The following is a 22,631-nucleotide window of genomic DNA, read 5'->3' on the forward strand; positions in this document are numbered from 1 at the left end:
GTTACAGGCTCGGAACGCGGGTGAAGCTTTCAACCAGAAGGGCGGCGAACAACGCCATCAGGTACAGGATCGAGAAGGCGAACAGGTTCCGGGCCGGTTTGGCCTCGGCGCGGACGTCGTACAATGCGGCCTCTCGCCCCACGGCCTCGGCCTTGTCGGGCTGATCGCCCGCCCGCGAGCGCCACAGGCGCCAGGCGAGACCGAGGAAGCCCAGGCCGCCCGCGATGCTGACGACCAGATAGATGATCCCGCCCAGCCCTGTCAGGCCGGGCGCGATCGCCACAGGCACGAAGACCAGCGAGTACAGCAGGATCTGCAAGCGGGTGCTCTTCGCCCCTCGCGCCACCGGCATCATGGGAATCCCCGCCTTGGCGTAGTCGCCGGCCGAATACAGCGCCAGCGCCCAGCTGTGCGGCGGGGTCCACAGGAAGATGATCAGGAACAGCAGCCAGGCCTGCCACGGCGCCTGTCCCGTCGCCGCCGCCCAGCCGATCACCGGCGGAAAGGCGCCCGCCGCACCGCCGATGACGATGTTCTGGGGCGTCCGGCGCTTGAGCAGCAGGGTGTAGAAAACGGCGTAGTACAGGATGGTCAGCAGCAGCAGCCCGCCCGCCAGCCAGTTGGTCGTCATGCCCAGCAGCATGACCGAGAAGATCGACAGGATGACGCCGAAGGTCATCGCATCATTCTTGTTGACGCGTCCCGCCGCCACCGGCCGACCGCGCGTGCGGCGCATCAGGGCGTCGGTCTCGCCCTCAAGCGCCATGTTCAGCGCCCCGGCGGCGCCGGCGCCCACGGCGATGCAAAGGATGGCTATGGCCGAGGATATCCAGTCCAGCGCGCCGCGCGCGACCACCAGCCCGGTCACGGCGGTGAAGATCACCAGCGACATCACGCGCGGCTTCAGCAGCTGGAAGAAATCCTCCGGCTGGGCGGTCGAGATCGCGGGCTGTGGCGTCGCTTCGCTCATGAGTCTTTCAACGCTTGAGGGCCGCTCCTCGCTGAAGGAACGGCCCTCGATCAGTCGGTCCGGCCTGCGCCGGCGCCCTTAGTGCTCGTCCGACTTCACCACCGGCAGTTCGTTGAACTGGTGGTGCGGCGGGGGCGAGGACAGGGTCCACTCCAGGGTCGTGGCGCCTTCGCCCCACGGATTGTCGACGCCCTTGCGGCGACGGATGGCGGATTCCAGCAGCATGATCAGGAAGACGCCGACGCCGACGATCGTGATCACATAGCCGATCGACGAGACGTGGTTCCACAGGCTGAAGCCGTCCGGATAGTCCACGTACCGGCGCGGCATCCCCTGCAGGCCGAGGAAGTGCTGCGGGAAGAACACGAGGTTCACGCCCACGAACATGATCCAGAAGTGCGCGGCGCCGAGGAACTCGTTGTACTTCACGCCGAACATCTTCTCGAACCAGTAGTAGAAGCCCGCGAAGATGGCGAACACGGCGCCCAGCGACAGCACGTAGTGGAAGTGCGCCACGACATAGTAGGTGTCGTGCAGGCTGTAATCGATGCCCGCGTTCGACAGCACCACGCCGGTCACGCCGCCGACAGTGAACAGGAAGATGAAGCCCATTGCCCAGAGCATGGGCGTCTTGAAGCTGATCGAACCGCCCCACATCGTGGCGATCCAGCTGAAGATCTTCACGCCCGTGGGCACGGCGATGATCATGGTCGCGGCCACGAAGTAGGCGCGCAGGTTCACGCTCATGCCGACCGTGTACATGTGGTGCGCCCACACGATGAAGCCGATGAAGCCGATGGCGACCATGGCGTAGGCCATGGCGAGGTAGCCGAATACGGGCTTCTTCGAGAAGGTCGAGACGATGTGGCTGATGATGCCGAAGCCCGGCAGGATCAGGATGTACACCTCGGGGTGGCCGAAGAACCAGAACAGGTGCTGGAACATGACGGGGTCGCCGCCGCCGGCCGGGTTGAAGAAGCTGGTGCCGAAGTTGCGGTCGGCCAGCAGCATGGTGATAGCGCCCGCCAGAACCGGCAGCGACAGCAGCAGCAGGAAGGCGGTGATCAGCACCGACCAGGCGAACAGCGGCATCCGGTGCAGGGTCATGCCCGGCGCGCGCATGTTGAAGATGGTGGTGATGAAGTTGATCGCGCCCAGGATCGAGCTGGCGCCCGCGACGTGCAGCGAGAAGATCGCCAGATCCATCGCCGGACCGGTGTGGCCCGTGGTCGAGAGCGGCGGATAGATCGTCCAGCCGCCGCCGAAGCCCTTGCCCGGGCCGCCGTCGACGAACATCGACAGGCAGAGCAGCACCCAGGCCGCGACCAGCAGCCAGAAGGAGATGTTGTTCATACGCGGGAAGGCCATGTCCGGCGCGCCGATCATGATCGGGACGAACCAGTTGCCGAAGCCGCCGATCATGGCGGGCATGACCATGAAGAAGATCATGATCAGGGCGTGGCCGGTGACGACGACGTTGTAGCCGTGCTTGGACTGCTCAACGAGGCCGAACAGGTTGACCAGAGAGCCGTCCTTGAAGATCTGGATGCCCGGCTCGGCCAGTTCCCAGCGGATCAGGCCCGACAGGGCGCCGCCCACGATCCCCGCCATGATGGCGAAGATCAGGTAGAGCGTCCCGATGTCCTTGTGGTTGGTCGACAGGAACCAGCGGGTGAAGAATCCCGGCTTGTGGTCGTGATCGTCGTGATGGTCGGCGGTGATTGCGGTGGCCATGTCTGTATCGGGCTCGCGGATCGTTACTGGGCGGCCGGCGCGGCCGGAGCCGGCGAAGCGGGGGCGGGGGTCGAGGCGGCGGCCGGAGCGGCCCCCGGCGCGGTCGGAGCGGCGGGCGAGGCGGCGACGCCTGCAGCCGGAACCACGTCGCCGGCGGCGGCTGGCGCGGCGGCCGGAGCCGCAGCGACGACAGCGCCTTCAGGGGCCGGCGGCGTCATCGATCCGCCCTTGGAGGCGACCCAGGCTTCGAACTCGGCCTGCGTCACGACGCGGATTTCGATGGGCATGAAGGCGTGGTCGACGCCGCACAGCTCCGAGCACTGGCCGTAGAAGGTGCCGGTGCGGGTGGCGCGGAACCAGGTCTTGTTGATCCGGCCCGGAACGGCGTCGGTCTTCAGACCGAAGGCCGGCAGGGCGACGGCGTGGATCACGTCCGCGCCGGTGACCAGCAGTTCGACGTTCTTGTTGACCGGCACGACCATCGGCTCATCGGCGGCCAGACGGTACAGGCTGTGGGGCAGGCCACGCGCGGCCAGCTGATCTTCCGGCAGCATGTTGGAGTAGTAGGCGTCGATCGACTGGTCCGGGTACTCGTACTGCCAGTTCCACTGGTTGCCGGTGACCTTGACCGTCACGTCCGCGGGCGGATCGTCGTGATAGTTGAACAGCAGCTTGAACGAGAACAGCGAGATGAACACCAGGATCAGGACCGGCACGACCGTCCAGATGATCTCGATCAGGGTGTTGTGGCTCCACTTGGCGGGAACCGGGTTGGACTTCTTGTTGTAGCGGATCACGATCCAGATCAGCAGGCCGAGCACCAGCAGCGAGATCGCTACGATGATCGGCAGCAGGATCAGGTCATGGAAGTGGTGAGCCTCGACCTTCAGCGGTGACGCAGCAGGTTGCAGACCGAGGGCGCCGTCCGTCGGCTGACCCATCTTGTCCTGCGCCCATGCCGCGCCGGCTGAGAAAACGGCCAGGCTGATACCGGCGGCGCCGCCGATCAGACCCCGGGCCCGTGCGCCCATCCCCATGGAAGACATCCTCGTAAAACCGTTTCGTCGCAAACGCTTGCGAGTGAATCGCAAACAGGCGCCGGGGCTATGTGGCCCACGGCGGTTCTTGCGCCGGTCCATATCGCCCCCTCCCGCACTTGCCAAGCGATAGGAGCGACCCGCGACGATCGAGCCCCGGATTAAATCGCTGTCATGTACCGCCCGCTACCTTGCGGTGACAGATACCTTGCGATACCCCTTGCTTCATCACAGGAGGCTCTGAGGTGCCGGAAACCATCGACATACAACTGAAAAAAGGGGTGCTGACGCTTTGCGTCCTCGCCCTGCTGAACCGACGTGACAGCTATTCCTACGAGATCGCCTCCACCCTTTCGGATGCGATCGGCATGGGAGAGGGGACCATCTATCCGCTGATGCGGCGGATGCAGTCCGAAGGACAGGTCGAGACCTATCTGGTCGAATCGCCGTCCGGACCGTCGCGCAAATACTATCGTCTGACCGACGCAGGCCGCCGGGCGCTCGACGCCCAAGCCGCCGAGTGGCGAGTCTTCGCCCGCGCGGTCAACGCCATACTGGACGTCGCCGCACCGGCCGACGCCCTGACAGAGGGAGCTGAACAATGACCCGCGCCGAATTCATGGCCCGGCTGAAGCAAGGCCTTGTGGGACTGCCGACCAATACGGCCGCCGACATCGTCTCGGACTATCACGCCCACTTCGAGGACGGCATGGCCGCCGGCCGCACCGAGGAACAGGTCGCGGACGCGTTGGGCGATCCCGATCGTCTCGCTCGCGAACTGAAGGCCGAATCCAGCGCCCGTCGCTGGGGCCAGGAACAGAGCCCGTCATCGGCCGCGGCCGCGGTCTTCGGCATCCTGGGTCTCGGCGCAATCGACATCCTGATCCTTCTGCCGCTGGTGCTGCCGATCTTCGGCACCGTGCTGGCCATGCTGGTCACGGGCGTCTTCGTTTTCTTCGCCGGCGGCTTCGTGCTGGCGGTGGGACCGTTCACCGGCATGCCGGGCGGCGCGCTGGCCGCCATCCTTCTGGGCATCGGCGTGATGGGTCTGGGCGTCTTCATGACGGGCCTGATGGCCCTGCTGACCAAGTGGCTGATCGACGCCACCGTCTGGTACGCCCGCCTGCACTACCGCGTCCTCAAGCCCGCGCTTGAGCCCCAGCAACCGCAATCCGTTTATCGGGCCTGAGGGAGGGACCTGACATGATCCGCAATCTCGTCATCATCACCGTCACCGGTCTGGTTCTGGCCCTTGTCGGCATCGGCGGCGCCTTCGCCGTCGGCGGCAGCGACCTGGCCCGACACGATTTCACCTGGGTCGTCTCCGAAGACGGCCATAACGACGGCGTCCGCTTCCAGCGCGGCGGGACGGTCCCACCGGACGTCACCCGCACCCTCGCCTGGGACGGGGAGGACCGCCTGATGCTCGATCTGCCCGCGGACGTCGTCTACGTGCAGGGCGCGCAGGCCGGCGTCACCGTCACTGGTCCCGAGTCAGCCGTGAACCGCGTTCGCGTCAGCAACGGCCGGGTCGTCATGGACGACGACGGCGACAATCAGGAGCGCGGCTACATCCGCTGGAGCCGCGGCGGCATCCACGCCTGGAGCGACGACGACCGCCTGAAGGTCACGGTCACCGCGCCTTCGGTCAGCCGCTTCGAGATCGTCGGCTCGTCCGACCTGTCGATCCGGGGCTACGACCAGCCGGCGCTCAACCTCAACATCTCCGGCTCCGGCGATGTCGAGATCGAGGGCGTGACCCGGACCTTCACGGCCGAGATCACCGGTTCGGGCGACACCGACGCCGACCGGCTGGATGTCACCGACGCCGTCGTCGACATCTCAGGCTCGGGCGACGTTCGCTTTGGCCCTACGGGTGACGTCAAGGTCGACATCTCCGGCTCCGGCGACATCGACCTGACCCGCCGCCCTGCCCAGCTCCGTCAGGAACTGAGCGGCTCGGGCGACGTAGAAGAGAGCTAGCGTAAATCTCCCTCCCCGTCCCGGGGAGGGGGGTCGCGAAGCGACCGGGTGGGAGCGGCTGTTTGGGTCGCCCCCACCCATCGTCGCTTCGCGCCGACACCCTCCCCCGGCGGGGGAGGGAGAGCGCCGGTGACATGGAGCGGCCTGCGCCCTATCTACCTCCCCATGACCGTCCTCGTTTCACCGCCCGCCATCCTCGACAGCGCCGACGTCGGCTCCGACGAGGCGCTGTCGATCCTTCAGGGGGCCCTCGCCGGCGCAGACGACGGCGAACTGTTCCTCGAACGCTCCGAGAGCGAATCGCTGGTCTTCGACGACGGTCGCCTGAAATCAGCGGCCTACGACGCCACCGAGGGCTTTGGCCTGCGGGTCGTCGCCGGAGAGACCGCCGGCTACGCCCACGCCAACGAGATCAGCGGCCCCGCCCTGCGCCGCGCCGCCGACAGCGCGGCTCTTGCGAAATCGGGCCACGCCGGCGTCTCCGCCGAGGCGCCGCGCGCCACCAACCAGAAGCTCTATGACGAGGTCGATCCCCTCGCCTCCCCCGCCTTCTCCGACAAGATCGCCCTGCTGAGCGAGATCGACGCCTGGGCCCGCGCCCGCGATCCGCGGGTGGTGCAGGTCTCCGCCTCGCTCATCGGCGAACGTCGCCAGATCGAGATACTGCGCGGCGACGGCAGGCTGATGAAAGATGTTCGTCCGCTGGTCCGCCTCAACGTCTCCGTCACCGTAGAGAAGGACGGCCGTCGTGAGAGCGCCTCGGCCGGCGCCGGCGGCCGGGCCGGTTTCGAGACCTGGATCGCGCCGGATCGCTGGCAGGGCCAGATCGACGAAGCGCTACGTCAGGCCCTGATCAATCTGGACGCCGTCGATTGCCCGGCGGGCGAGATGGATGTGGTGCTGGGCGCCGGCTGGCCCGGCGTGCTGTTGCACGAAGCCATCGGCCACGGGTTCGAGGGCGACTTCCACCGCAAGGGGTCTTCAGTTTTCACCGGCATGATGGGCAAGCGGGTCGCCGCGCCCGGCGTCACGGTCGTGGACGACGGATCCATCTCAGGGCGTCGCGGTTCGCTGAGCATGGACGACGAGGGCACGCCCACCCAGCGCAATGTCCTGATCGAGGACGGAATCATGGTCGGGCTGATGCACGACCGGCTGTCGGCGCGTCAGATGGGCGTCAGCGCGACCGGCAACGGCCGTCGCCAGTCCTTCGCCCACATGCCCATGCCGCGCATGACCAATACCTTCATGGAAGGCGGCAAGGATTCGAAGGCGGACATGATCGCCTCGACGAAACGCGGCCTCTATGCCGCCAACTTCGGCGGCGGGCAGGTGGACATCACCAACGGCAAGTTCGTGTTCCAATGCACCGAGGCCTATCTGATCGAGGACGGCAGGATCACCGCGCCGGTGCGCGGCGCGACCCTGATCGGCGACGGCGCCACCGCCCTGACGCAGGTGATGATGATCGGCGACGACTTCGCCTTTGATCCCGGCGTCGGCGTCTGCGGCAAGGCGGGTCAGGGCGTGCCGGTCGGCATCGGCCAGCCCAGCCTGAAGATCGGCGGCCTGACCGTGGGCGGCACGGCGGTCTAGGGCTCCGGCTTCCAGAGCGGCCCTTCAATCGTCGCGCCCTGCGCCTCCAGCCGGTCCAGCACCCCGCCCGCCTCGGCCAGCAGGCCCAGCGGCGCAACCGCCATGGTGACGCCGGGCTCGTTCAGGGCCGTTTCGATGGACGTCACCCATGCCGTCTTGAGCTGCGGCCCCAGCGTCGGATCGCCCCACGGCCAACACTGCTCCAGCGCCTGCTGGATAGGCGAGGACATCACCTCTGTTATCCTCAGTCGGGTCCAGGCCTGACCGCGCGCGAGCACCGCCTCCGGTCCCGCCTCGGCCGCCGCGATCGCCGCGTGCATGCAGACCAGCCGGGTCGCGGGCGGGGCCGAGAGCAAATCCTCCACCAGCTGATCGCCCCGCGTCGCCGCCTCGACCGGGCGCACCGGCGTCCGCGCCTTCCGCGCAGCCCGTCGGACCACCTCGCCGGCGTCATCCGTCGTATCCTCGCCGTATCCGGCCCCGTCGCGCAGCAGGTCGCCGGGCGTCAGCAGGAAGCTCTTGCGGCTGTAGTCCTCGCCGACCCGGGCCTCGATCGCATCCAGCCGCGCCTGCCACGCCGGCTCCAGATAGTCGGCCGAGGTGGTCTGCCCGGGCAGGCGCGTCAGGGTGCGCGCGCGCCAGATCAGGCGGAATACGTCGCTGAAGGATCCGCGCACGCCGATGCCCGACATCACACGCTGCGACCGCGCGGTCGCCGCCTCCAGCGCGGCCGCGCTCCACGGGGTCGCCTCGGGCACGCCGCTGATCTCGCCGACCAGAATCACGGTGTGGTCGCCGCGCGTCACTTCCCAGATGGGCGCACCCGACCGACGGGCGGTCACGATGACGTCCTCGACCTGCGTGGCCTCGGCGTCCTGAGCCACGACAGGGGCGGCAAGACCCGCCACTATGAATGCGCACGCGAGCGCGACGGATTTAGTCCGGATGGTGCGTTTCACTTGTCATGCTCCAGTATTGATTGGCCCTGATCAGAACAACAACATGACAGCGCTGTAATGCTGTCTCCGATTTAATCCACCTGTCTGTCTTGTAACTGGAGATGAACAGGCTGGCTCGGCACACCTTTCGTCACACGACGAGGGGAGTATCGCAATGTCCAAGACCCTGCTGCTGGCGACTACGGCCATTCTGTTGAGCGCCGGCGCGGCCTCGGCCCAGACGTCTTCGGACGGCCGCGAGCCGCAGGCCGCACAGGCTCCGGCGCCCACCGGAACGCAAGGCGAGGCGGTAGACGCAGCCCAGCGAGGCGTTCTGGTCTTCACGCCCGACTTCTTCACCGAGTACCGACCCAATACGGCGCTGGACATGGTCAACCGGGTGCCCGGCTTCGGCATCAACGACGGCGCCGGCAGCCGGGGTTTCGAAGGCGCGGTCGGCAACGTCCTGATCAACAACGCCCGCCCGGCCTCCAAGAACGACACTGGCTCCAACGTCCTCAGCCGCACCGTGGCCACCCAGGTCGAGCGCATCGAGCTGATCCGCGGCGGCGCCCCCGGCATCGACATGCAGGGCTATTCGGTCGTCGTGAACGTCATTCTCAAGACCCAGAGCAGCCGCCAGCAGATCATCACCGCCGGCGCCACCCTGTTCGAGGGCGGCCGCGACATGGCCAACGGCTCCTATCAGTTCACCTCGACCGAGGGCGAGCGCACCTGGGGCGTCACCCTCAGCGACGGCCTGTCGATGAGCGACTCCAACGGCGCCGGACGCTCCGTTCGCACAACCCCCGCAGGCGTCGTGCTGCGCGACGAGGCCTTCTACAATGATCAGTACGGCGGCGGTCAGTCGGCCCGGGTCAACTACGCCGCGCCCTTCTTCGGCGGCAAGATCGATCTGACGGCCCGCTACGGGGTCAACGACTATCAGGGCTATTCCGACCTCACGACCCCGACCACCTTTCGCCGCAACAGCTTCGTCAATGACGGAAACGGCGGCGAGTTCGGCGCGGTCTACACCCGCCCGCTCGGCGACCGGCTGAAGCTCGAGACGCGCTTCATCCACCAGTTCAATCACTTTGAATCCACCTCCGCGTCCAACAGCACGCTGGACGGCGTCATCAGCCCCGAGCAGCTCTTCGACTCGGCGGGAGACTCGTCCGAGACCATCCTCCGCAGCCTGCTGCGCTTCGAAAAGTCCGAGGCCCTGACTTTCGAGACCGGCGCCGAAATCGCCTACAACATGCTGGAAACCGATCAGGCGTTCAGCATCGGCGGGGTCGCCGTGCCGCTGCCTTCGGCCTCGGTGAAGGTCGAGGAAACCCGCGGCGAAGCCTTTGGCAAGGCGACGTGGCGCATCGATCCGAACCTGAGCGTCGAAGGCGGCCTGCGACTTGAGGCCTCGACCATCAGCCAGTCCGGCGACGCCGCGCAGGAAGAGAGCTTCTTCTTCGCCAAGCCCCGCCTGCTGATGACGTGGACGCCCATGGAGAACAACCAGATCCGCGTCCGCTTCGAGCGTGAGCTGGGTCAACTGGACTTCAGCGACTTCGCGGCCTCTGCCGACCTCGACGATGAAAACGTGCTGGGCGGCAACATCGACCTGAAGCCCGAGCAGCGCTGGATCAGCGAAGTCATTTATGAGCGCCGCTTCTGGAAGGACGGCATCGTCTCGGTCGGCTACCGCCACGACCAGATCATCGACGCCATTGACGTCATCCCGCTCGAGGACGGCCTGTCCGCCGTGGGCAACATCGGCGACGCGACGCTGGACCAGCTGGCCGTCAACATGACCATTCCGATGGACCGGTTCGGCTTCTCGGGCGGCAAGTTCGGCTTCCGCAACACCTGGAACCATACCGAGGTCACCGACCCCACAAGCGGCGAGACCCGTCGCATCTCCAATGTCCGCCCCAGCCAGGCGGTGATCAGCCTCAGCCAGGACATCACTACCTGGAAGATCAACTGGAGCGCCGCATGGATCCCGCGCCTCGGCGTCGCCAGCTACGACCCGGACCAGACCACCGGCTTCCGCGGCACGGACTATTTCGAGCTGGTCGCATCCTACAAGCCGACGCCCACCCTGACGCTGACCGCGCAGATGAACATCTGGGACGACTTCCAGACCTACCGCACGGCCTTCGCCGACCGGGGGAACGGACGGCCGATCGCCTACACCGAAACCCGCGATATCGACCCGCGCACCTTCTACCGCCTGTCGCTTCGCAAGACCTTCTGATCCGTCGCTCCGGGGAGGGGCCGCCGTGACAAAAACCATCCTTCTGACCACGGTCGCCGTCAGCATGCTGGCGGCCCCGGCCCTCGCACAAACCACGCCGGCGCAGAGCCCGACGCCCGAGAGCGCCGCCCAGGCGCCGGTCCCGACCGGCCCGGCCACCACCGCGCCCGAGGTCGACACGACACAACGCGGCGTTCTGGTGTTCGAGCCGGCCTTCTTCGCCGGTTCCAGCCCGAATACGGCGCTGGATATGATCTTTCGTCTGCCGGGCTTCGGTCTCGACACAGGCGACAACAGCACGCGCGGGTTCGCCGGTGCGGCGGGTAATGTGCTGATCGACGGCGACCGGCCATCATCAAAGAGCGATGGTCTGGACGCCGTGCTGCGCCGTATCTCGGCCGACAGCGTGGAACGGATCGAGCTGATCCGCGGCGGCGCGCCCGGCATCGACATGCAGGGCCGCTCGGTCATCGCCAACGTCGTGCTGAAGCGCACCGTGACGATCGAGCGCGTGCTGGAGGCCAACGCCTACATCTATCCGGACGGCTACGTCGGTCCGATCCTCTCCGGCCAATATTCGCGCCGTGAAAGCGACAACCAGTTCGAGGCCTCGCTCAGCGCCACCACCGACCGCACCGACGGCACCGGCGACGGCTTCCGTCGTCGCTACGACGCCTCCGGCGCCCTGATACAGGACGCAGACCTCGTCCTCTGGGATCGATTCCAGAACGCCCGCGGCACCGTGGGCTGGCAGGGTCTGGTCGGCGGCGGCAAGCTGAAGCTGAACGGTCTCGCCGGATGGTACGCCAGCGAGAATACGCAGGACCTGCTCATCCGCTCGGGTCCCGGCGTCGACAGTTTCAATGACGAGGAATCCGAGTCGACCCGGTTCGAGGCCGGCGCCAACTGGACGCGGGACCTGTCGTCGAAACTCGGCCTCGAACTGGTGGCGCTGCAGAACTACGTCACCGAGGACTACACCGGCGTCTCCACCGCGGGCGGCGACAGTTCGACCTTCACCGTCGACGCCAGCTCGGGCGAAACCATCGGCCGCGCCGTGCTGCGCTATCGTCCGGATGACAAATGGGCCGTCGAGGCCGGGGGCGAAGCCGCCTACAACTTCCTCGACACCGCCAACACCTATGAGGAAAACGGCGTCGCAATCCCGCTGCCGTCGGCCACCGTCAAGGTCGAGGAGCTGCGTGGCGAGGTCTTCGGTCAGGCCACCTGGCGTCCCTCGCCGAAGTTCACGCTGGAGGCCGGCGTGCGCGTCGAGGTGTCGGAGATCCGCCAGTCCGGCGACAGCGAACAGTCCAAGTCCTTCGTCTATCCCAAGCCCCGCGTGCAGGCGACGTGGACGCCATGGACCGGCCACCAGTTCCGGCTGCGGCTGGAGCGCGAGGTCGGCCAGCTCGACTTCGGCGACTTCGCCGCCTCGGCCGACATCGACATCGGTCAGGTGGAGGGGGGCAACCCCGACCTCGAACCCTTCAAGGCCAACGTGCTTGAGCTGGTCTACGAACGCCGCTTCTGGGGTGAGGGCGTGTTCGACGCCACCTATCAGCATGCCGACTTCGAGGACGTGGTCGACATCATCCCCCTGACCGGCGGCTTCGACGGCGTGGGCAATATCGGCGACGGCAAGCAGGACTATTTCCAGCTACGGGTCACCCTGCCGATGGACAAGCTGGGCATGCCCAACGCCCGTCTTCAGGCCCGCGGCAGCTGGGCGGCCTCAAGCGTGACCGACCCGGTCACCGGCGAGGACCGGCGCTTCCAGGGCAACCAGAATTTCGGCTGCGGCGTGTCCTTCAATCAGGACCTGCAAGGCGGCAAGTGGTCCTACGGCTTCGACCACGGCTGCAACGTCGACCGGGGCCAGCTCTTCCGCGTCCGCGAGGTCCGCGACCTGATCGCGGAGCCCTTCGTCACCGTCTGGGGCCAGTGGAAGCCGAAGGCGGACCTGACAATCCGCGCGGACATCGGCAATGCGACCGACCGCGCCATCGGCTACGACCGCAACATCTACACCGGTCCCCGCGACGTCGCGCCCCTCGCCTATCGCGAGTCGCGCCGGACGAAGATGAGCCCCTGGCTGTTCCTCCAGATAAGAAAGACCTTCTGAAGAAGGCATTCGCGAGCCCCAAGCTCACTGAACGGGCGGCGTGGCCCTCGCGCCGCCCGTCTTTATGTCCGGAGCTCGCCGAGCCTCAGCCCGGGCGGCCGACGATGCCGTCAACCGTGCTGGTCGTGACCGTGTGATAGCCCGGGCGCGCCTGTGCGTAGATGCGGGTCGCGATCGGTCGGCCCCAGTCGCCCTGCGCCCACAGACTGGTGAACAGCGGCGCCACGAACTTGCGACGGCCCTGGCTGGTCAGGAACTTCTCCAGCGTCGGCACGGCCGGCTGATAGCGGTTGGCCACCGCGATCTGCAGCCAGCTGAACAGCACTTCCGAGTTGCCCTCATTGCGCAGGTTCAGCGTGGTCTCCAGATCGGCCAGTTGCGCCGGGGTCAGCCGCAGGGTTCCGCCCGCCGGACGCCAGGCGAGGAAGCGCTGACGCTCCTGCGTCGACCAACCCGACCACGGAATTGCCGAGGCCGGCCCGCGATCCGCGAAGAAGGCCTTGGCCGCCGCATCCACCGGCTGGAACGCGGTCGAGACCGGCGGCTGCCAGTTCGAGGGCATGCCCGGCTGATAGATCCATGCATCCATCATCAGCTGCTGCTCAAGACTGGCGTCACCCTTGATCAGATTGGCCCGGATGTCCTGCAAGAACATTTCGGTCGTCATCGGCCGGAAGGCGTTGCGCTCGAAGTAGCCACGCAGCCACGGATCGAACCGCTCCCGCCCAACGATCCGCTCGATGGTCCGCAGGAAGGCCGCACCCTTTTCGTAGGCGATGTCGGTCAGACCCTCGTCCGGGTCGCGCCCGTTCAGGTCCAGCTTCAGCCGAGTGTCCGCCGCCGGCAGTTCCGCCAGCGTGGTCTGCAGGTCGCCCCAGCCCAGAGCCTGAAGCATCAGCGCACGGTCCTTGCCGTACAGCTGTTCCATGATCCGGTTCTCGAAATAGACGGTGAAACCCTCGTTCAGCCAGAAGTCGGCCCAGGTGGCGTTGGTCACCAGATTTCCGGACCAGCTGTGCGCCAGCTCGTGCGCCACCAGACTGACCAGCGACTGGTCGCCGGCGATGATGGTCGGGGTGGCGAAGGTCAGGCGCGGGTTCTCCATTCCGCCGAACGGGAAGGACGGCGGCAGGACCAGCACGTCATACCGGCCCCAGCGGTAGGGGCCGTACAACTGCTCGGCGACGTCGACCATGCGAGCGGTCGGCTCCAGCTCGGCGCGGGCGGCCTCCAGTCGCGACGGCTCCGTCCACACGCCCGAGCGGCCGTCGAAGGCGGCGAAGCTCTGGTCGCCGATCGCCAGCGCGATCAGATACGGCGGGATCGGGTTGGTCATGCGGAAGCGCCACGCCCGCTTGCCCTCGCCGGCCGGTTCGCCCTCGCTGTTCAGATGCTGGGCGCTCATGATCGCGGTCAGGCCTTCGGGCGCGGTGATGCGCGCCTCATAGGTCTGGCGGATGCCGGGGCTGTCCTGCGTCGGCACCCATGTGCGGGTCAGGATCGCCTGCCCCTGACTGAACAGGAACGGCTTCTGGCCGCCCGCTGTCTGGGCCGGCGACAGCCACTGCAGGGCGGCGGCGTCAGGGCGTGTGGCGTAGGTCACGACCACCTTCTGCGTCGCGCCCTCGGCCAGGGCGGGGAAGCGCACGGTCAGCGGCTGGCCCTTGATCGGATCGTCGGCGCCCAGCTGGAACTGCAGCGGCTGGCCAGCCCCGTCGGCTACGGAGCGGATGTCCATGTTCCGGACGTCGAGAATAACCTCGGTCGCGCCGGTCCGCCCGGTGACGTCCAGCGTCGCCGTGCCTGACAGGGTCTTGGCTGTGAAGTCAGCGGTCAGGTCCAGCGCGACGTGACGCACGCGGGCGATGTCCGGCTGCGCATAGGAGTGCACATCCTGCACATACTGCACCGGCGCGGTGGCCGAGGCGGGCAGCGGCGGCATGTCGGACTGCGCCTCGGCGGCCTGACGGTTGCAGCCGGCGACGACCGTGGCGAGGGCGAGGGCCGAAACGAGGCCGAACGTGCGGATCATGGGGCGTTCCTCTGTACTGTTCTTGCCCCGGACAACGCCCCGTCCGGAGGCAAAGATCAAGAGGCGGCGGGCGCCACGGGCTTCAGATGCCGCGCCTTGAACAGGCTTCCGCGTTCGGCGAACAGCACGAAGCCTAGCGCGATCATGCCCAGCACCATGAAGCCCAGCGTCATCGGCGTCGCGCTGTCGGTGAACTGCTGTCCGATCGCGAAGCCGGCCAGCGAGCCGAAGGTCGTGGAGATAAACCCCTGCGCCGAACTGGCCGTGCCGGCGATATGGCCCATCGGCTCCATGGCCATCGAGCCGAAGTTCCCGGCGATGAAGCCGAAGCAGAACATGGTCAGGGCCTGCAGCACGCCGAAGGTCCAGATCGTCTCGTGGCCCGTCACCGATACGAGTGTGTGGATGCCGGCCATGGTGATGAAGCCGATCAGGGCCGTATGCGAGATCAGCCGGCTGCCCAGCCGCTCGACCAGCGCCGCGTTCAGCAGGCTGGCTGCCGCTATGCCGCCCGCGATGGCGGCGAAGGCGATCGGGAACAGATCGGCCGCGTCGAACACGTGATGGAAGATCTGCTGCGACGAGTTGATGAAGCCGAACAGGGCCCCGGTGATCGCCGTCATCGCCAGGGTGTAGCCCAGCGACTGGCGATTGGTGACCGCTTCCCGGAAGGCCCCTCCGATCCGGCGCGCGTTGATCGGCATCCGGTCTTCGGGGTGCAGGGTCTCGGGCAGGCGCAGGGCCGCCCAGACCATCACCGCCGAACCGGCCAGAGCCAGCACGCCGAAGATCCACGGCCAGGGCGCGACATGCAGGATGGCGGCGCCCAGCGACGGCGCGATGATCGGCACGCCGAGGAAGACGAGGAAGCTCAGCGACATCACCCGCGCCATGGTGCGGCCGGTGTAGCGGTCGCGCACGATCGACACCGCCAGCACTCGCAGCGACGCCGCGCCCAGTCCGGTCCCCACCCGCGCGAGGATCAGCATTTCAAACGTCGGGGCGAAGGCGGCGAGCGCGCTGAACAGGACATACAGGCCCACCCCGACCATCAGGATCGGCTTGCGCCCGAACCGGTCAGCCAGCGGCCCGTAGACGATCTGGGCGATGCCGAAGCCCAGCAGGTAGGCGGTGACGATCCACTGCCGATCGTTCTCACGCACCACGCCCAGCGCGTCTCCGATCATTGGCAGTGCCGGCAGCATGGAGTCGATGGCGAGCGCGTTCAGCGCCATCATGCAGGCGATCAGACAAACGAACTCGGGAAACCCCGGCCCCTTGGTCGCGGCGGGTTCTGCAGGGCGGGTTTCAGTCATCGGGCGCAGATGCGCAGCCCTGCCAGCCGCCGCAACCTCTGAAATGTGAAAAGCCGCGGGTGAGGGCTGCAGGACACGGTTCGGCGTCCGGAGCCCACGCCGGGCGGATGAAATCGGCCCATCGTGCGACCAAGCCGGACGATCCTGCGACAGCGCCGGTCGTCGCCGGCCCTTGCGACGGAAAAACTGCGGGCGAGCAGGATCTGGAACAAGGGGCGCCCCGTGCAGGCAAGTGAAGTGTTGGAACAAGGCCGAAGGAATGCGGCTTCCGGCTGGCTGGCTCGTCCGTTCGACATCTCGCCCGATGGTCGTCAGGCGTTCGGCCTGTCGACCGCCCTCTGGGCCTTTGTGATATTCATCACCTCCATCTTCAACATCCTTGCCGGCTACGTTCATGTGCTGGGCGAGTATCTGACCCTCCTGTGGGGAGCCGTGAGCGCCGTCGGCGTCGCGGGTCTCCTGTTTCTGGTTTTCCGTCGGCTGGCCCGCCGGCCGGTATGGCTGGCGATCATCGTGTTGCCGCCGGCTGTCATCGCGGCCGGCTGGCTGCAGATGTGGCTGGATTACGCCGGTCAGCCCATCATGAACACGCTGTTTGACGGCATGCTTATGCCGGACTTCTCATGGACGGCCAGAACCAAGGTGGCGCTGGTTTACGTCAGCATCTACGCGACCAATGCCGCCCTGTTCTGGGTCACCTTCACCAACCGCCGGATCCACGAGCAGCGGCAGGTGATCGCCGAGCGGGAGGCCGGGGCCCTGCGGGCCGAACTGCGCGCCCTGCGCATGCAACTGAACCCGCACTTCATGTTCAATGCGCTCTCTGCGCTCTCGACCCTGATCCTGACCCGCCGCGACACCCAGGCCGCCGAGATGCTGGATCGCCTGTCGGACTTCCTGCGCGCCGCCATGGAAGTAGACACCCTGACCGACGTCTCGCTGGCGGACGAGCTGTCCGTTCTTGACGCCTATCTGGCGGTGGAGATCGTCCGGTTCGGCGCCCGTCTGGACGCACAGATCGACTGTGATCCCGCCGTCGAGAACGCCCGTGTGCCGAACCTGCTGCTCCAGCCGCTGGTTGAGAACGCCGTCAAGTACGGCGTGGAGCCGTCCCTCGCGCCTGTTACGGTGGCGATCAGCGCCGGTGTTCACGAGGGCCGGCTGAGGCTGGAGGTCCGCGACAGCGGCGCCGTGCTGCGTCCGGGCGCGGTGCGCCCCACTGGCGGGCATGGGGTCGGGCTCAGCGCCGTTCGTCAGAGGCTGGACTTGCGCTTCGGCGCCGACGCCTCGGTCACGGCGGGCCCCGAAGACGGAGGCTATCTGGCCGTCATAGAGATGCCGCTGCTGCAATCCCCGCCCGGCCCTGCCGAGTGATGGTGCGGGCGGTCGGGCTCGAACCGACACTCCTTGCGGAACCGGATTTTGAGTCCGGCGCGTCTACCAATTCCACCACGCCCGCACAGGCTTGGGGCGCGCAATCTAGCGATGGCGGTTCGCCGGTCAACCGGGCTTGAGACGAGTCAGGCCGCGGCTTCGACGTGGTCGTCTGGTCGACCCGCCTCCACCCGCTTCGCGCGGATGAACATCTCGATCCGCTGCATCACGATCATGCCGACGACGAAGACGAGGAAGGCGTCGGCCACGGCGATGGCGTCGAGACCCAGCGACGCCGCGTGCGGCTCCAGCCATGCGCTCAGCGCGCGACGACCGAGCAGCAAGGCGACGATCAGGATAAGGCCGATGGGCGAGGCCTGCGCCTTCAGCGTGCCGTCGGCGTGCTTCTCGATCGTCGTCATCCGCCCACGCCACCAGCCGGCGACCCCGCCCAGGATCAGGCCTGCGACGATCACGGCCCACGACGCAGCGTTGAACGGCGTGTGCGTGGCGCCGGGCTGCATGCTGGTCCCCCAGATCGCGAAGCCCATCAGGGCGACGATGATCAACGGCACGACCCACATCCACTGCGGACGCAGGGTTCGCGGCCGACGGTTGCGCAGCAGGATCAGCGGCAGCGCCACGGCCACCCCGATCAGCGGTCCATATTCCTGAGGGCCCATGCGCCCCTCCCCCATAGTTTCGCGCGCGTCCCCAAGACCGCGCCGGTTCGGACATTAGCCCGGTCGGCGCATCCGTAAAGCGGCGTCAGACGGCGGCGACGGTCTGTTCGATGGCGCCGAAGATGGTGTGGTGCCTGTCGTCCATCATCTCGATACGGACGGTATCCCCATGTTTGAGGAAGGGCGTCTCGGCCTTGCCGCGCAGGATGGTCTCGACCGTGCGGACCTCGGCGATGCAGGAATAGCCAAGCCCGCCCTCGGCCACCGGCTTGCCGGGGCCGCCGTCGGCGTCGCGGTTCGAGACGGTGCCGGAGCCGATGATCGTGCCCGCGACCAAGGCCCGGGTCCTGGCCAGATGCGCGATCAGGGTTCCGAAGTCGAAGGTCATGTCCGTTCCGGCGTCGGCCTTGCCGAAGTCCTGACCGTTCAGTTGCACCGACAGTTCGCCATGCAGCTTGCCGTCCTTCCAGCGGTCGCCCAGCGCGTCGGGCGTCACCAGAACGGGCGACAGGGCGCTGGCCGGCTTGGACTGGACGAAGCCGAACCCCTTGGCCAGTTCGCCGGGGATGAGGTTGCGCAGGGAAACGTCGTTGACCAGACCGACCAGACGGATCGCCGCCAGCGCCTCGTCTCGCGTCGCGCCCAGCGGCACGTCGCCGGTGACCACGATCACCTCGGCCTCGAGGTCGCAACCCCAGGCCTCGTCCTTCAGCGGGATCTCGTCACGCGGCGCCAGGAAGCCGTCGGAACCGCCCTGATACATCAGCGGATCGGTCCAGAAGCTCTCGGGCATCTCCGCCCCGCGCGCCTGTCTCACCAGCGCGACGTGGTTCACATAGGCCGAGCCGTCGGCCCACTGATAGGCGCGCGGCAGAGGCGAGGCCGCCTCGCGCTCATGGAACCGCCCGCGCGGCACGCCGCCGTGTTCGAGGCTTTCCGCCAGCGCCCGCAGATCGGGCTCCACCCGGTCCCAGTCGTCCAGCGCCGCCTGCAGCGTCGGCGCGATCAGGAAGGCGTCGGTGAACCAGTTCAGGTCTTCCGAGACGACCACGAGGCGGCCGTCGCGGCCATGCTTGAGAGAGGCGAGTTTCATGCCTCTAGGCTTAGGCTTTTTCCGGGGGCCTGATCAACGCCTTCGCCTCGGCGCCGGTGCGCGAGGCCGGATCCCGCACCTCGACCTCGACCGCCACGGCGCCCTCCGGCTCGTGGGCCCAGAGATAGCGACGCTCGACCTCGACCTCACGGCCGGACGGTGCAAACCCGGTGAAGCTGTCGCCCCACGGCGTGATGGCCTTGATCTCCGGCCAGGGCATGGCGCAGGCGGCGTCCAGCTCTTCATTGGCCATTTCGGACAGTTCGTTTTCGGCGCTCATCGGGCCTCGTCCGCGTAGATGGCGACCTCTGCGTCGGCGTTCGAAGACACGGCGCCGCGATACATGCCTGAGGTCGTCATCGCGAAAGCCGGGCGGCCGTCGCGATCCATGACGATCACCCCGCCGAAGCCGCCTAACGACTTAGCGTCATCGACCTCGGCCTGACCCGCGTCCTGCGCCGTCGCGCCGGCGGCGATGCGGGCGCAGATGTCCCGCGCGACAGAGGCGCGGATGTAATATTCGCCGTCGCCCGTCGCCGACACGGCACAGCCGTCGCGGTTGGAGGCGTAGGTGCCCGCGCCGATCACCGGCACATCCCCGACGCGACCCCAGCGCTTGCCGGTGGTGCCGCCCGTTGAAGTCCCGGCCGCCAGGCGACCTTCCGCGTCCAGCGCCACCGCGCCGACCGTTCCGAACTTCCGCTCGTTCAGCGGCGGCGCCGGAAGCCCGGCCATCGCGCCTGGCGCCGGCGCGCCCTGCGGCCGCTCCGGTATCGGGTCGCCCCGCTCGCGCAGGGTCCGCTCAAGTCCCTGCCAGCGACGCTCGGTGAAGAACCAAGACAGGTCTACCTGTTCCAGCCCGACGGAAGCCGCAAAGGCGTCTGCCCCCTCGCCGATCAGCATGACGTGCGGCGACCGCTCCATCACCGCCCGCGCCGCCGCGATCGGATGGCGTGTGCGGGTCAGACCAGCCACCGCGCCGGCCGTCAGATCGGTCCCGTCCATCACCGCGGCGTCCAGTTCGTTGCGACCGGCGGCGGTGAAGACCGCGCCCCGTCCGGCGTTGAACAGCGGGTCGTCCTCCATCACCTCGATCGCCGCCTGCACCGCATCCAACGCCCCGCCCCCGTTTCTCAAAACGGCCGCGCCCGCCTCCAGCGCCCGGGTTAGTGCGACGCGATAGGCGGCGTCCTGATCGGGCGTCAGACTGGCGCGTTCGATGACGCCCGCCCCGCCGTGAATGGCGAACGACCACCGCGGCGCCTCCTGCGCGAAAGCGGGCGTCGCGAGCCCCGAAAGGGCGGCGAGGGCGGAGACGAAAGCGGTCCTGTTCATGCCCCACCGTCGACCAGTCGCGACCTCGACTCAAGGCCCCGCCTGCGCGACATCGGCGACATCACGCCGGGTTACACCTTGTAAACCCTGACCCTTGGTGGCCTATTGCGGCCAACGCCAGGGGAGGCGGGGGCGGCGAAGGCGGCCCGAAACATAGTCAAATCGGGCGCGAAAAGCGCACGGCAGTCAAAGGGTTCGCATGAATCTCGTCATCTTGCTGGGGGTGGTCGTCACCCTCGCCACGGGCATTCCCGTGCTGCTTCAGATCCTCAAGAACCATCCAAAGGGTCTGATCACCTGCTTCTTCGCCGAGATGTGGGAGCGGTTCAGCTTCTACGGCATGCGCGGCCTGCTGATCTTCTATCTGACCCAGCATTTCCTGTTCGACGACGGCTTCGCGACCGGCCAGTACGGCACCTACGGTTCACTGGTTTACCTGTTGCCCCTGATCGGCGGCCTGGTGGCCGACCGCTACATCGGCACCCGCAAGGCGGTCATGTTCGGCGCCATCCTGCTGGTCATGGGCCACGGCCTGATGGCCTTCGAGGGCCGGCCGGCGACCCAGTCCCTCACCTTCGGCGGCGAGACCTACGCCGTGCAGGTCGAGGGCCGCGGCGACACCCGCCAGACCAACGTCGTCATCGACGGCACGCCCTATGCCTTCTCCGAGGGCGAGCAGGGCCTGACCATCGAGGGCCTGCCGCCGACGTCGACCGTTCCCGCCGTCGTGGCGCCGGGCGAGTTCGCCAATGGCGTCGTCCGCGACCAGAACGGCGTCAACGTCTTCTACCTCGCCCTGTCGCTGATCATCATGGGCGTGGGCTTCCTGAAGCCGAACATCTCGACCCTCGTCGGGCAGCAGTACGCCCAGGGCGACCCGCGTCGGGACGCCGGGTTCACCCTCTATTATTTCGGCATCAACATGGGCTCGTTCTGGGCCGCCGTGCTCTGCGGCCTGCTGGGTCAGACCGTCGGCTGGTGGGCCGGCTTTGGCCTCGCAGGCGTCGGCATGCTGGCTGGCCTGATCGTCTTCGTGCTGGGCAAGCCATTGCTTCAGGGAAAGGGCGAGAGCCCCTATCCGGAGCTGATCAAGAAGCCGATCCTCGGTCCGATCAACCGCGAATGGCTGATCTACATCCTCGCCTTCGTCGGCGTGGGCCTGCTGTGCTTCATCGTTCCCAACCACGGCCTCGTCGGCATCGGCCTGTCCATCTCCGTGGTGGTGGCGCTGGCCTATGTGACCTGGTTCATCGTCTTCAAATGCGACAAGGTTTCGCGTGAGCGGATGATGCTGGCCATGGTGCTGGTGTTCGGTTCGGCGGTCTTCTTCACCCTGTTCGAACAGGCCGGCTCCTCGCTGAACCTGTTCGCCGAGCGCAACGTGGACTTGTCGCTGACCAGCGGCGCCGGCACCTTCCTCGGCATTCCCTACGGTACGCCGGCCCAGTTGGCCGCCGCCGGGATGTCCACGGGGAACTGGTGGACCTGGATCGACACCTCGCTGACGGCGTCGCAGACCCAGTCGTTCAACGCCGGCTTCATCCTGATCTGCGCGCCGATCTTCGCGGCGCTGTGGGTCTGGCTGGCCCGTCGCAAGATGGATCCGAACCCGGTCGTAAAGTTCGGCCTGGGCATCATGCAGGTCGGCCTCGGCTTCCTCGTCATCGTCTGGGGCGTGAACTCCGGCATGGTGGACGAGGCGTTCCGTACGCCGCTGTTCCTGCTGGCCGTGCTCTACTTCCTGCACACCACGGGCGAGCTGTTCCTGTCCCCGGTCGGTCTTTCGGAGATCACCAAACTGTCCGTCCCGGCCATCGTCAGCTTCATGATGGCGGTGTGGTTCATGGCCTCGGCCATCGCCCACTATCTGGGCGGCATGATCGCCGGTCTCGCAGGCACGGAAACGGTGGGCGGTCAGGTCACCGATCCGGGCGCGGCGCTGAACAACTCGCTGCAGACTTTCAACCAGATCGGCTGGTGGGGCGTCGGCATCGGCGTGGCGTTCATCATCGCCAGCTTCTTCATCTCGAAGTGGTCCAACGGGGTGAACGACCCGAACAACCACCCGGGACCGACGCTGACGGACGGCGGCAAGGAAGACGGCAACGTCGCCCGCCCCGCCCAGAGCACCGCCGGCTGGACACCCGCCGCACGGTGA

18 protein-coding genes and 1 tRNA gene are annotated in these 22,631 nt (G+C 67.3%); 8 read left to right on the forward strand and 11 right to left on the reverse strand.

What is annotated here, in order from left to right; all coding sequences use genetic code 11:
• Position 1: 1 nt before the first annotated feature.
• The 3 genes from ACIQC9_RS10645 to coxB all read right to left on the reverse strand — a co-directional run bounded on the left by ACIQC9_RS10645 (position 2) and on the right by coxB (position 3,741).
• Positions 2-970, reverse strand: a complete 969-nt coding sequence (locus tag ACIQC9_RS10645) for a heme o synthase (protein ID WP_400615544.1) — start codon at positions 968-970, stop codon at positions 2-4.
• A 78-nt stretch (positions 971-1,048) separates the two neighbouring features.
• Positions 1,049-2,704, reverse strand: a complete 1,656-nt coding sequence (ctaD, locus tag ACIQC9_RS10650) for a cytochrome c oxidase subunit I (protein WP_400615546.1) — start codon at positions 2,702-2,704, stop codon at positions 1,049-1,051.
• 23 nt (positions 2,705-2,727) lie between these two features.
• Positions 2,728-3,741, reverse strand: a complete 1,014-nt coding sequence (gene coxB / locus ACIQC9_RS10655; RefSeq protein WP_400615548.1) for a cytochrome c oxidase subunit II — start codon at positions 3,739-3,741, stop codon at positions 2,728-2,730.
• Positions 3,742-3,986: 245 nt separating this feature from the next.
• Between coxB and ACIQC9_RS10660 the strand changes: the two genes are divergently transcribed.
• From ACIQC9_RS10660 to tldD, 4 genes are all read left to right on the forward strand, one after another.
• On the forward strand, positions 3,987-4,346 hold the full coding sequence (locus ACIQC9_RS10660; RefSeq protein ID WP_400615551.1) for a PadR family transcriptional regulator: 360 nt from the start codon (positions 3,987-3,989) through the stop codon (positions 4,344-4,346).
• Positions 4,343-4,930 (forward strand): DUF1700 domain-containing protein, encoded by a 588-nt coding sequence (locus ACIQC9_RS10665; RefSeq protein WP_400615553.1) that lies wholly within the window; start codon positions 4,343-4,345, stop codon positions 4,928-4,930. The genes ACIQC9_RS10660 and ACIQC9_RS10665 overlap by 4 nt, the downstream gene beginning before the upstream one ends.
• A 14-nt stretch (positions 4,931-4,944) precedes the next feature.
• Positions 4,945-5,724: a GIN domain-containing protein gene (locus ACIQC9_RS10670; protein WP_400615555.1), complete on the forward strand. Its 780-nt coding sequence runs from the start codon at positions 4,945-4,947 to the stop codon at positions 5,722-5,724.
• Between the two features lie 165 nt (positions 5,725-5,889).
• Positions 5,890-7,320 carry a metalloprotease TldD gene (tldD, locus tag ACIQC9_RS10675; protein ID WP_400615557.1) on the forward strand — a complete coding sequence of 477 codons (1,431 nt, stop codon included), beginning with the start codon at positions 5,890-5,892 and terminating at the stop codon, positions 7,318-7,320.
• On the opposite strand, the gene ACIQC9_RS10680 is transcribed toward tldD, so the two are convergent.
• Positions 7,317-8,279: a TraB/GumN family protein gene (locus ACIQC9_RS10680; protein WP_400615558.1), complete on the reverse strand. Its 963-nt coding sequence runs from the start codon at positions 8,277-8,279 to the stop codon at positions 7,317-7,319. The genes tldD and ACIQC9_RS10680 overlap by 4 nt on opposite strands.
• A gap of 154 nt (positions 8,280-8,433) precedes the next feature.
• Here ACIQC9_RS10680 and ACIQC9_RS10685 point away from each other — a divergent pair, with 154 nt between their 5' ends.
• Together ACIQC9_RS10685 and ACIQC9_RS10690 are read left to right on the forward strand one after the other, a co-directional pair.
• Positions 8,434-10,515, forward strand: a complete 2,082-nt coding sequence (locus ACIQC9_RS10685; protein ID WP_400615560.1) for a TonB-dependent receptor plug domain-containing protein — start codon at positions 8,434-8,436, stop codon at positions 10,513-10,515.
• 25 nt (positions 10,516-10,540) lie between these two features.
• Positions 10,541-12,640, forward strand: a complete 2,100-nt coding sequence (locus ACIQC9_RS10690) for a TonB-dependent receptor plug domain-containing protein (protein ID WP_400615562.1) — start codon at positions 10,541-10,543, stop codon at positions 12,638-12,640.
• 85 nt (positions 12,641-12,725) lie between these two features.
• Here ACIQC9_RS10690 and ACIQC9_RS10695 read toward each other — a convergent pair whose 3' ends face one another.
• Both ACIQC9_RS10695 and ACIQC9_RS10700 read right to left on the reverse strand, forming a co-directional pair.
• Entirely contained in the window at positions 12,726-14,672 is a 1,947-nt protein-coding gene (locus ACIQC9_RS10695) for a M1 family metallopeptidase (RefSeq protein WP_400615564.1), read from the reverse strand.
• 56 nt (positions 14,673-14,728) lie between these two features.
• Positions 14,729-15,988, reverse strand: a complete 1,260-nt coding sequence (locus ACIQC9_RS10700; protein ID WP_400615567.1) for a multidrug effflux MFS transporter — start codon at positions 15,986-15,988, stop codon at positions 14,729-14,731.
• A 222-nt stretch (positions 15,989-16,210) separates the two neighbouring features.
• Between ACIQC9_RS10700 and ACIQC9_RS10705 the strand changes: the two genes are divergently transcribed.
• Positions 16,211-17,362 (forward strand): sensor histidine kinase, encoded by a 1,152-nt coding sequence (locus tag ACIQC9_RS10705; protein WP_400615568.1) that lies wholly within the window; start codon positions 16,211-16,213, stop codon positions 17,360-17,362.
• Here the strand turns inward: ACIQC9_RS10705 and ACIQC9_RS10710 are convergent.
• The 5 genes from ACIQC9_RS10710 to ACIQC9_RS10730 all read right to left on the reverse strand — a co-directional run bounded on the left by ACIQC9_RS10710 (position 17,363) and on the right by ACIQC9_RS10730 (position 20,473).
• Positions 17,363-17,447, reverse strand: a tRNA-Leu gene (locus tag ACIQC9_RS10710).
• Positions 17,448-17,508: 61 nt separating this feature from the next.
• Positions 17,509-18,045: a DUF1453 domain-containing protein gene (locus tag ACIQC9_RS10715; protein WP_400615569.1), complete on the reverse strand. Its 537-nt coding sequence runs from the start codon at positions 18,043-18,045 to the stop codon at positions 17,509-17,511.
• An 85-nt stretch (positions 18,046-18,130) separates the two neighbouring features.
• Complete coding sequence (locus ACIQC9_RS10720; RefSeq protein WP_400615571.1) at positions 18,131-19,138, reverse strand: fumarylacetoacetate hydrolase family protein; 1,008 nt, start codon at positions 19,136-19,138, stop codon at positions 18,131-18,133.
• 10 nt (positions 19,139-19,148) lie between these two features.
• Positions 19,149-19,418: a hypothetical protein gene (locus ACIQC9_RS10725; protein ID WP_400615573.1), complete on the reverse strand. Its 270-nt coding sequence runs from the start codon at positions 19,416-19,418 to the stop codon at positions 19,149-19,151.
• On the reverse strand, positions 19,415-20,473 hold the full coding sequence (locus tag ACIQC9_RS10730; protein ID WP_400615575.1) for an isoaspartyl peptidase/L-asparaginase family protein: 1,059 nt from the start codon (positions 20,471-20,473) through the stop codon (positions 19,415-19,417). Before ACIQC9_RS10730 ends, ACIQC9_RS10725 begins: the two co-directional genes overlap by 4 nt.
• A gap of 199 nt (positions 20,474-20,672) precedes the next feature.
• Between ACIQC9_RS10730 and ACIQC9_RS10735 the strand changes: the two genes are divergently transcribed.
• Complete coding sequence (locus ACIQC9_RS10735) at positions 20,673-22,631, forward strand: peptide MFS transporter (protein WP_400615578.1); 1,959 nt, start codon at positions 20,673-20,675, stop codon at positions 22,629-22,631.

The sequence above is a fragment of the Brevundimonas sp. NPDC092305 genome (genome assembly GCF_044755415.1).
GTDB lineage: Bacteria > Pseudomonadota > Alphaproteobacteria > Caulobacterales > Caulobacteraceae > Brevundimonas.

Bases quoted from the DNA above. Each gene is read 5' to 3' on its own strand.
- ACIQC9_RS10645 (WP_400615544.1), bottom strand. From the start codon at position 970: ATGAGCGAAGCGACGCCACAGCCCGCGATCTCGACCGCCCAGCCGGAG.
- ctaD (WP_400615546.1), bottom strand. From the start codon at position 2,704: ATGGCCACCGCAATCACCGCCGACCATCACGACGATCACGACCACAAG.
- coxB (WP_400615548.1), bottom strand. From the start codon at position 3,741: ATGGGGATGGGCGCACGGGCCCGGGGTCTGATCGGCGGCGCCGCCGGT.
- ACIQC9_RS10665 (WP_400615553.1), top strand. From the start codon at position 4,343: ATGACCCGCGCCGAATTCATGGCCCGGCTGAAGCAAGGCCTTGTGGGA.
- ACIQC9_RS10670 (WP_400615555.1), top strand. From the start codon at position 4,945: ATGATCCGCAATCTCGTCATCATCACCGTCACCGGTCTGGTTCTGGCC.
- tldD (WP_400615557.1), top strand. From the start codon at position 5,890: ATGACCGTCCTCGTTTCACCGCCCGCCATCCTCGACAGCGCCGACGTC.
- ACIQC9_RS10685 (WP_400615560.1), top strand. From the start codon at position 8,434: ATGTCCAAGACCCTGCTGCTGGCGACTACGGCCATTCTGTTGAGCGCC.
- ACIQC9_RS10695 (WP_400615564.1), bottom strand. From the start codon at position 14,672: ATGATCCGCACGTTCGGCCTCGTTTCGGCCCTCGCCCTCGCCACGGTC.
- ACIQC9_RS10700 (WP_400615567.1), bottom strand. From the start codon at position 15,988: ATGACTGAAACCCGCCCTGCAGAACCCGCCGCGACCAAGGGGCCGGGG.
- ACIQC9_RS10715 (WP_400615569.1), bottom strand. From the start codon at position 18,045: ATGGGCCCTCAGGAATATGGACCGCTGATCGGGGTGGCCGTGGCGCTG.
- ACIQC9_RS10720 (WP_400615571.1), bottom strand. From the start codon at position 19,138: ATGAAACTCGCCTCTCTCAAGCATGGCCGCGACGGCCGCCTCGTGGTC.
- ACIQC9_RS10725 (WP_400615573.1), bottom strand. From the start codon at position 19,418: ATGAGCGCCGAAAACGAACTGTCCGAAATGGCCAATGAAGAGCTGGAC.
- ACIQC9_RS10730 (WP_400615575.1), bottom strand. From the start codon at position 20,473: ATGAACAGGACCGCTTTCGTCTCCGCCCTCGCCGCCCTTTCGGGGCTC.
- ACIQC9_RS10735 (WP_400615578.1), top strand. From the start codon at position 20,673: ATGAATCTCGTCATCTTGCTGGGGGTGGTCGTCACCCTCGCCACGGGC.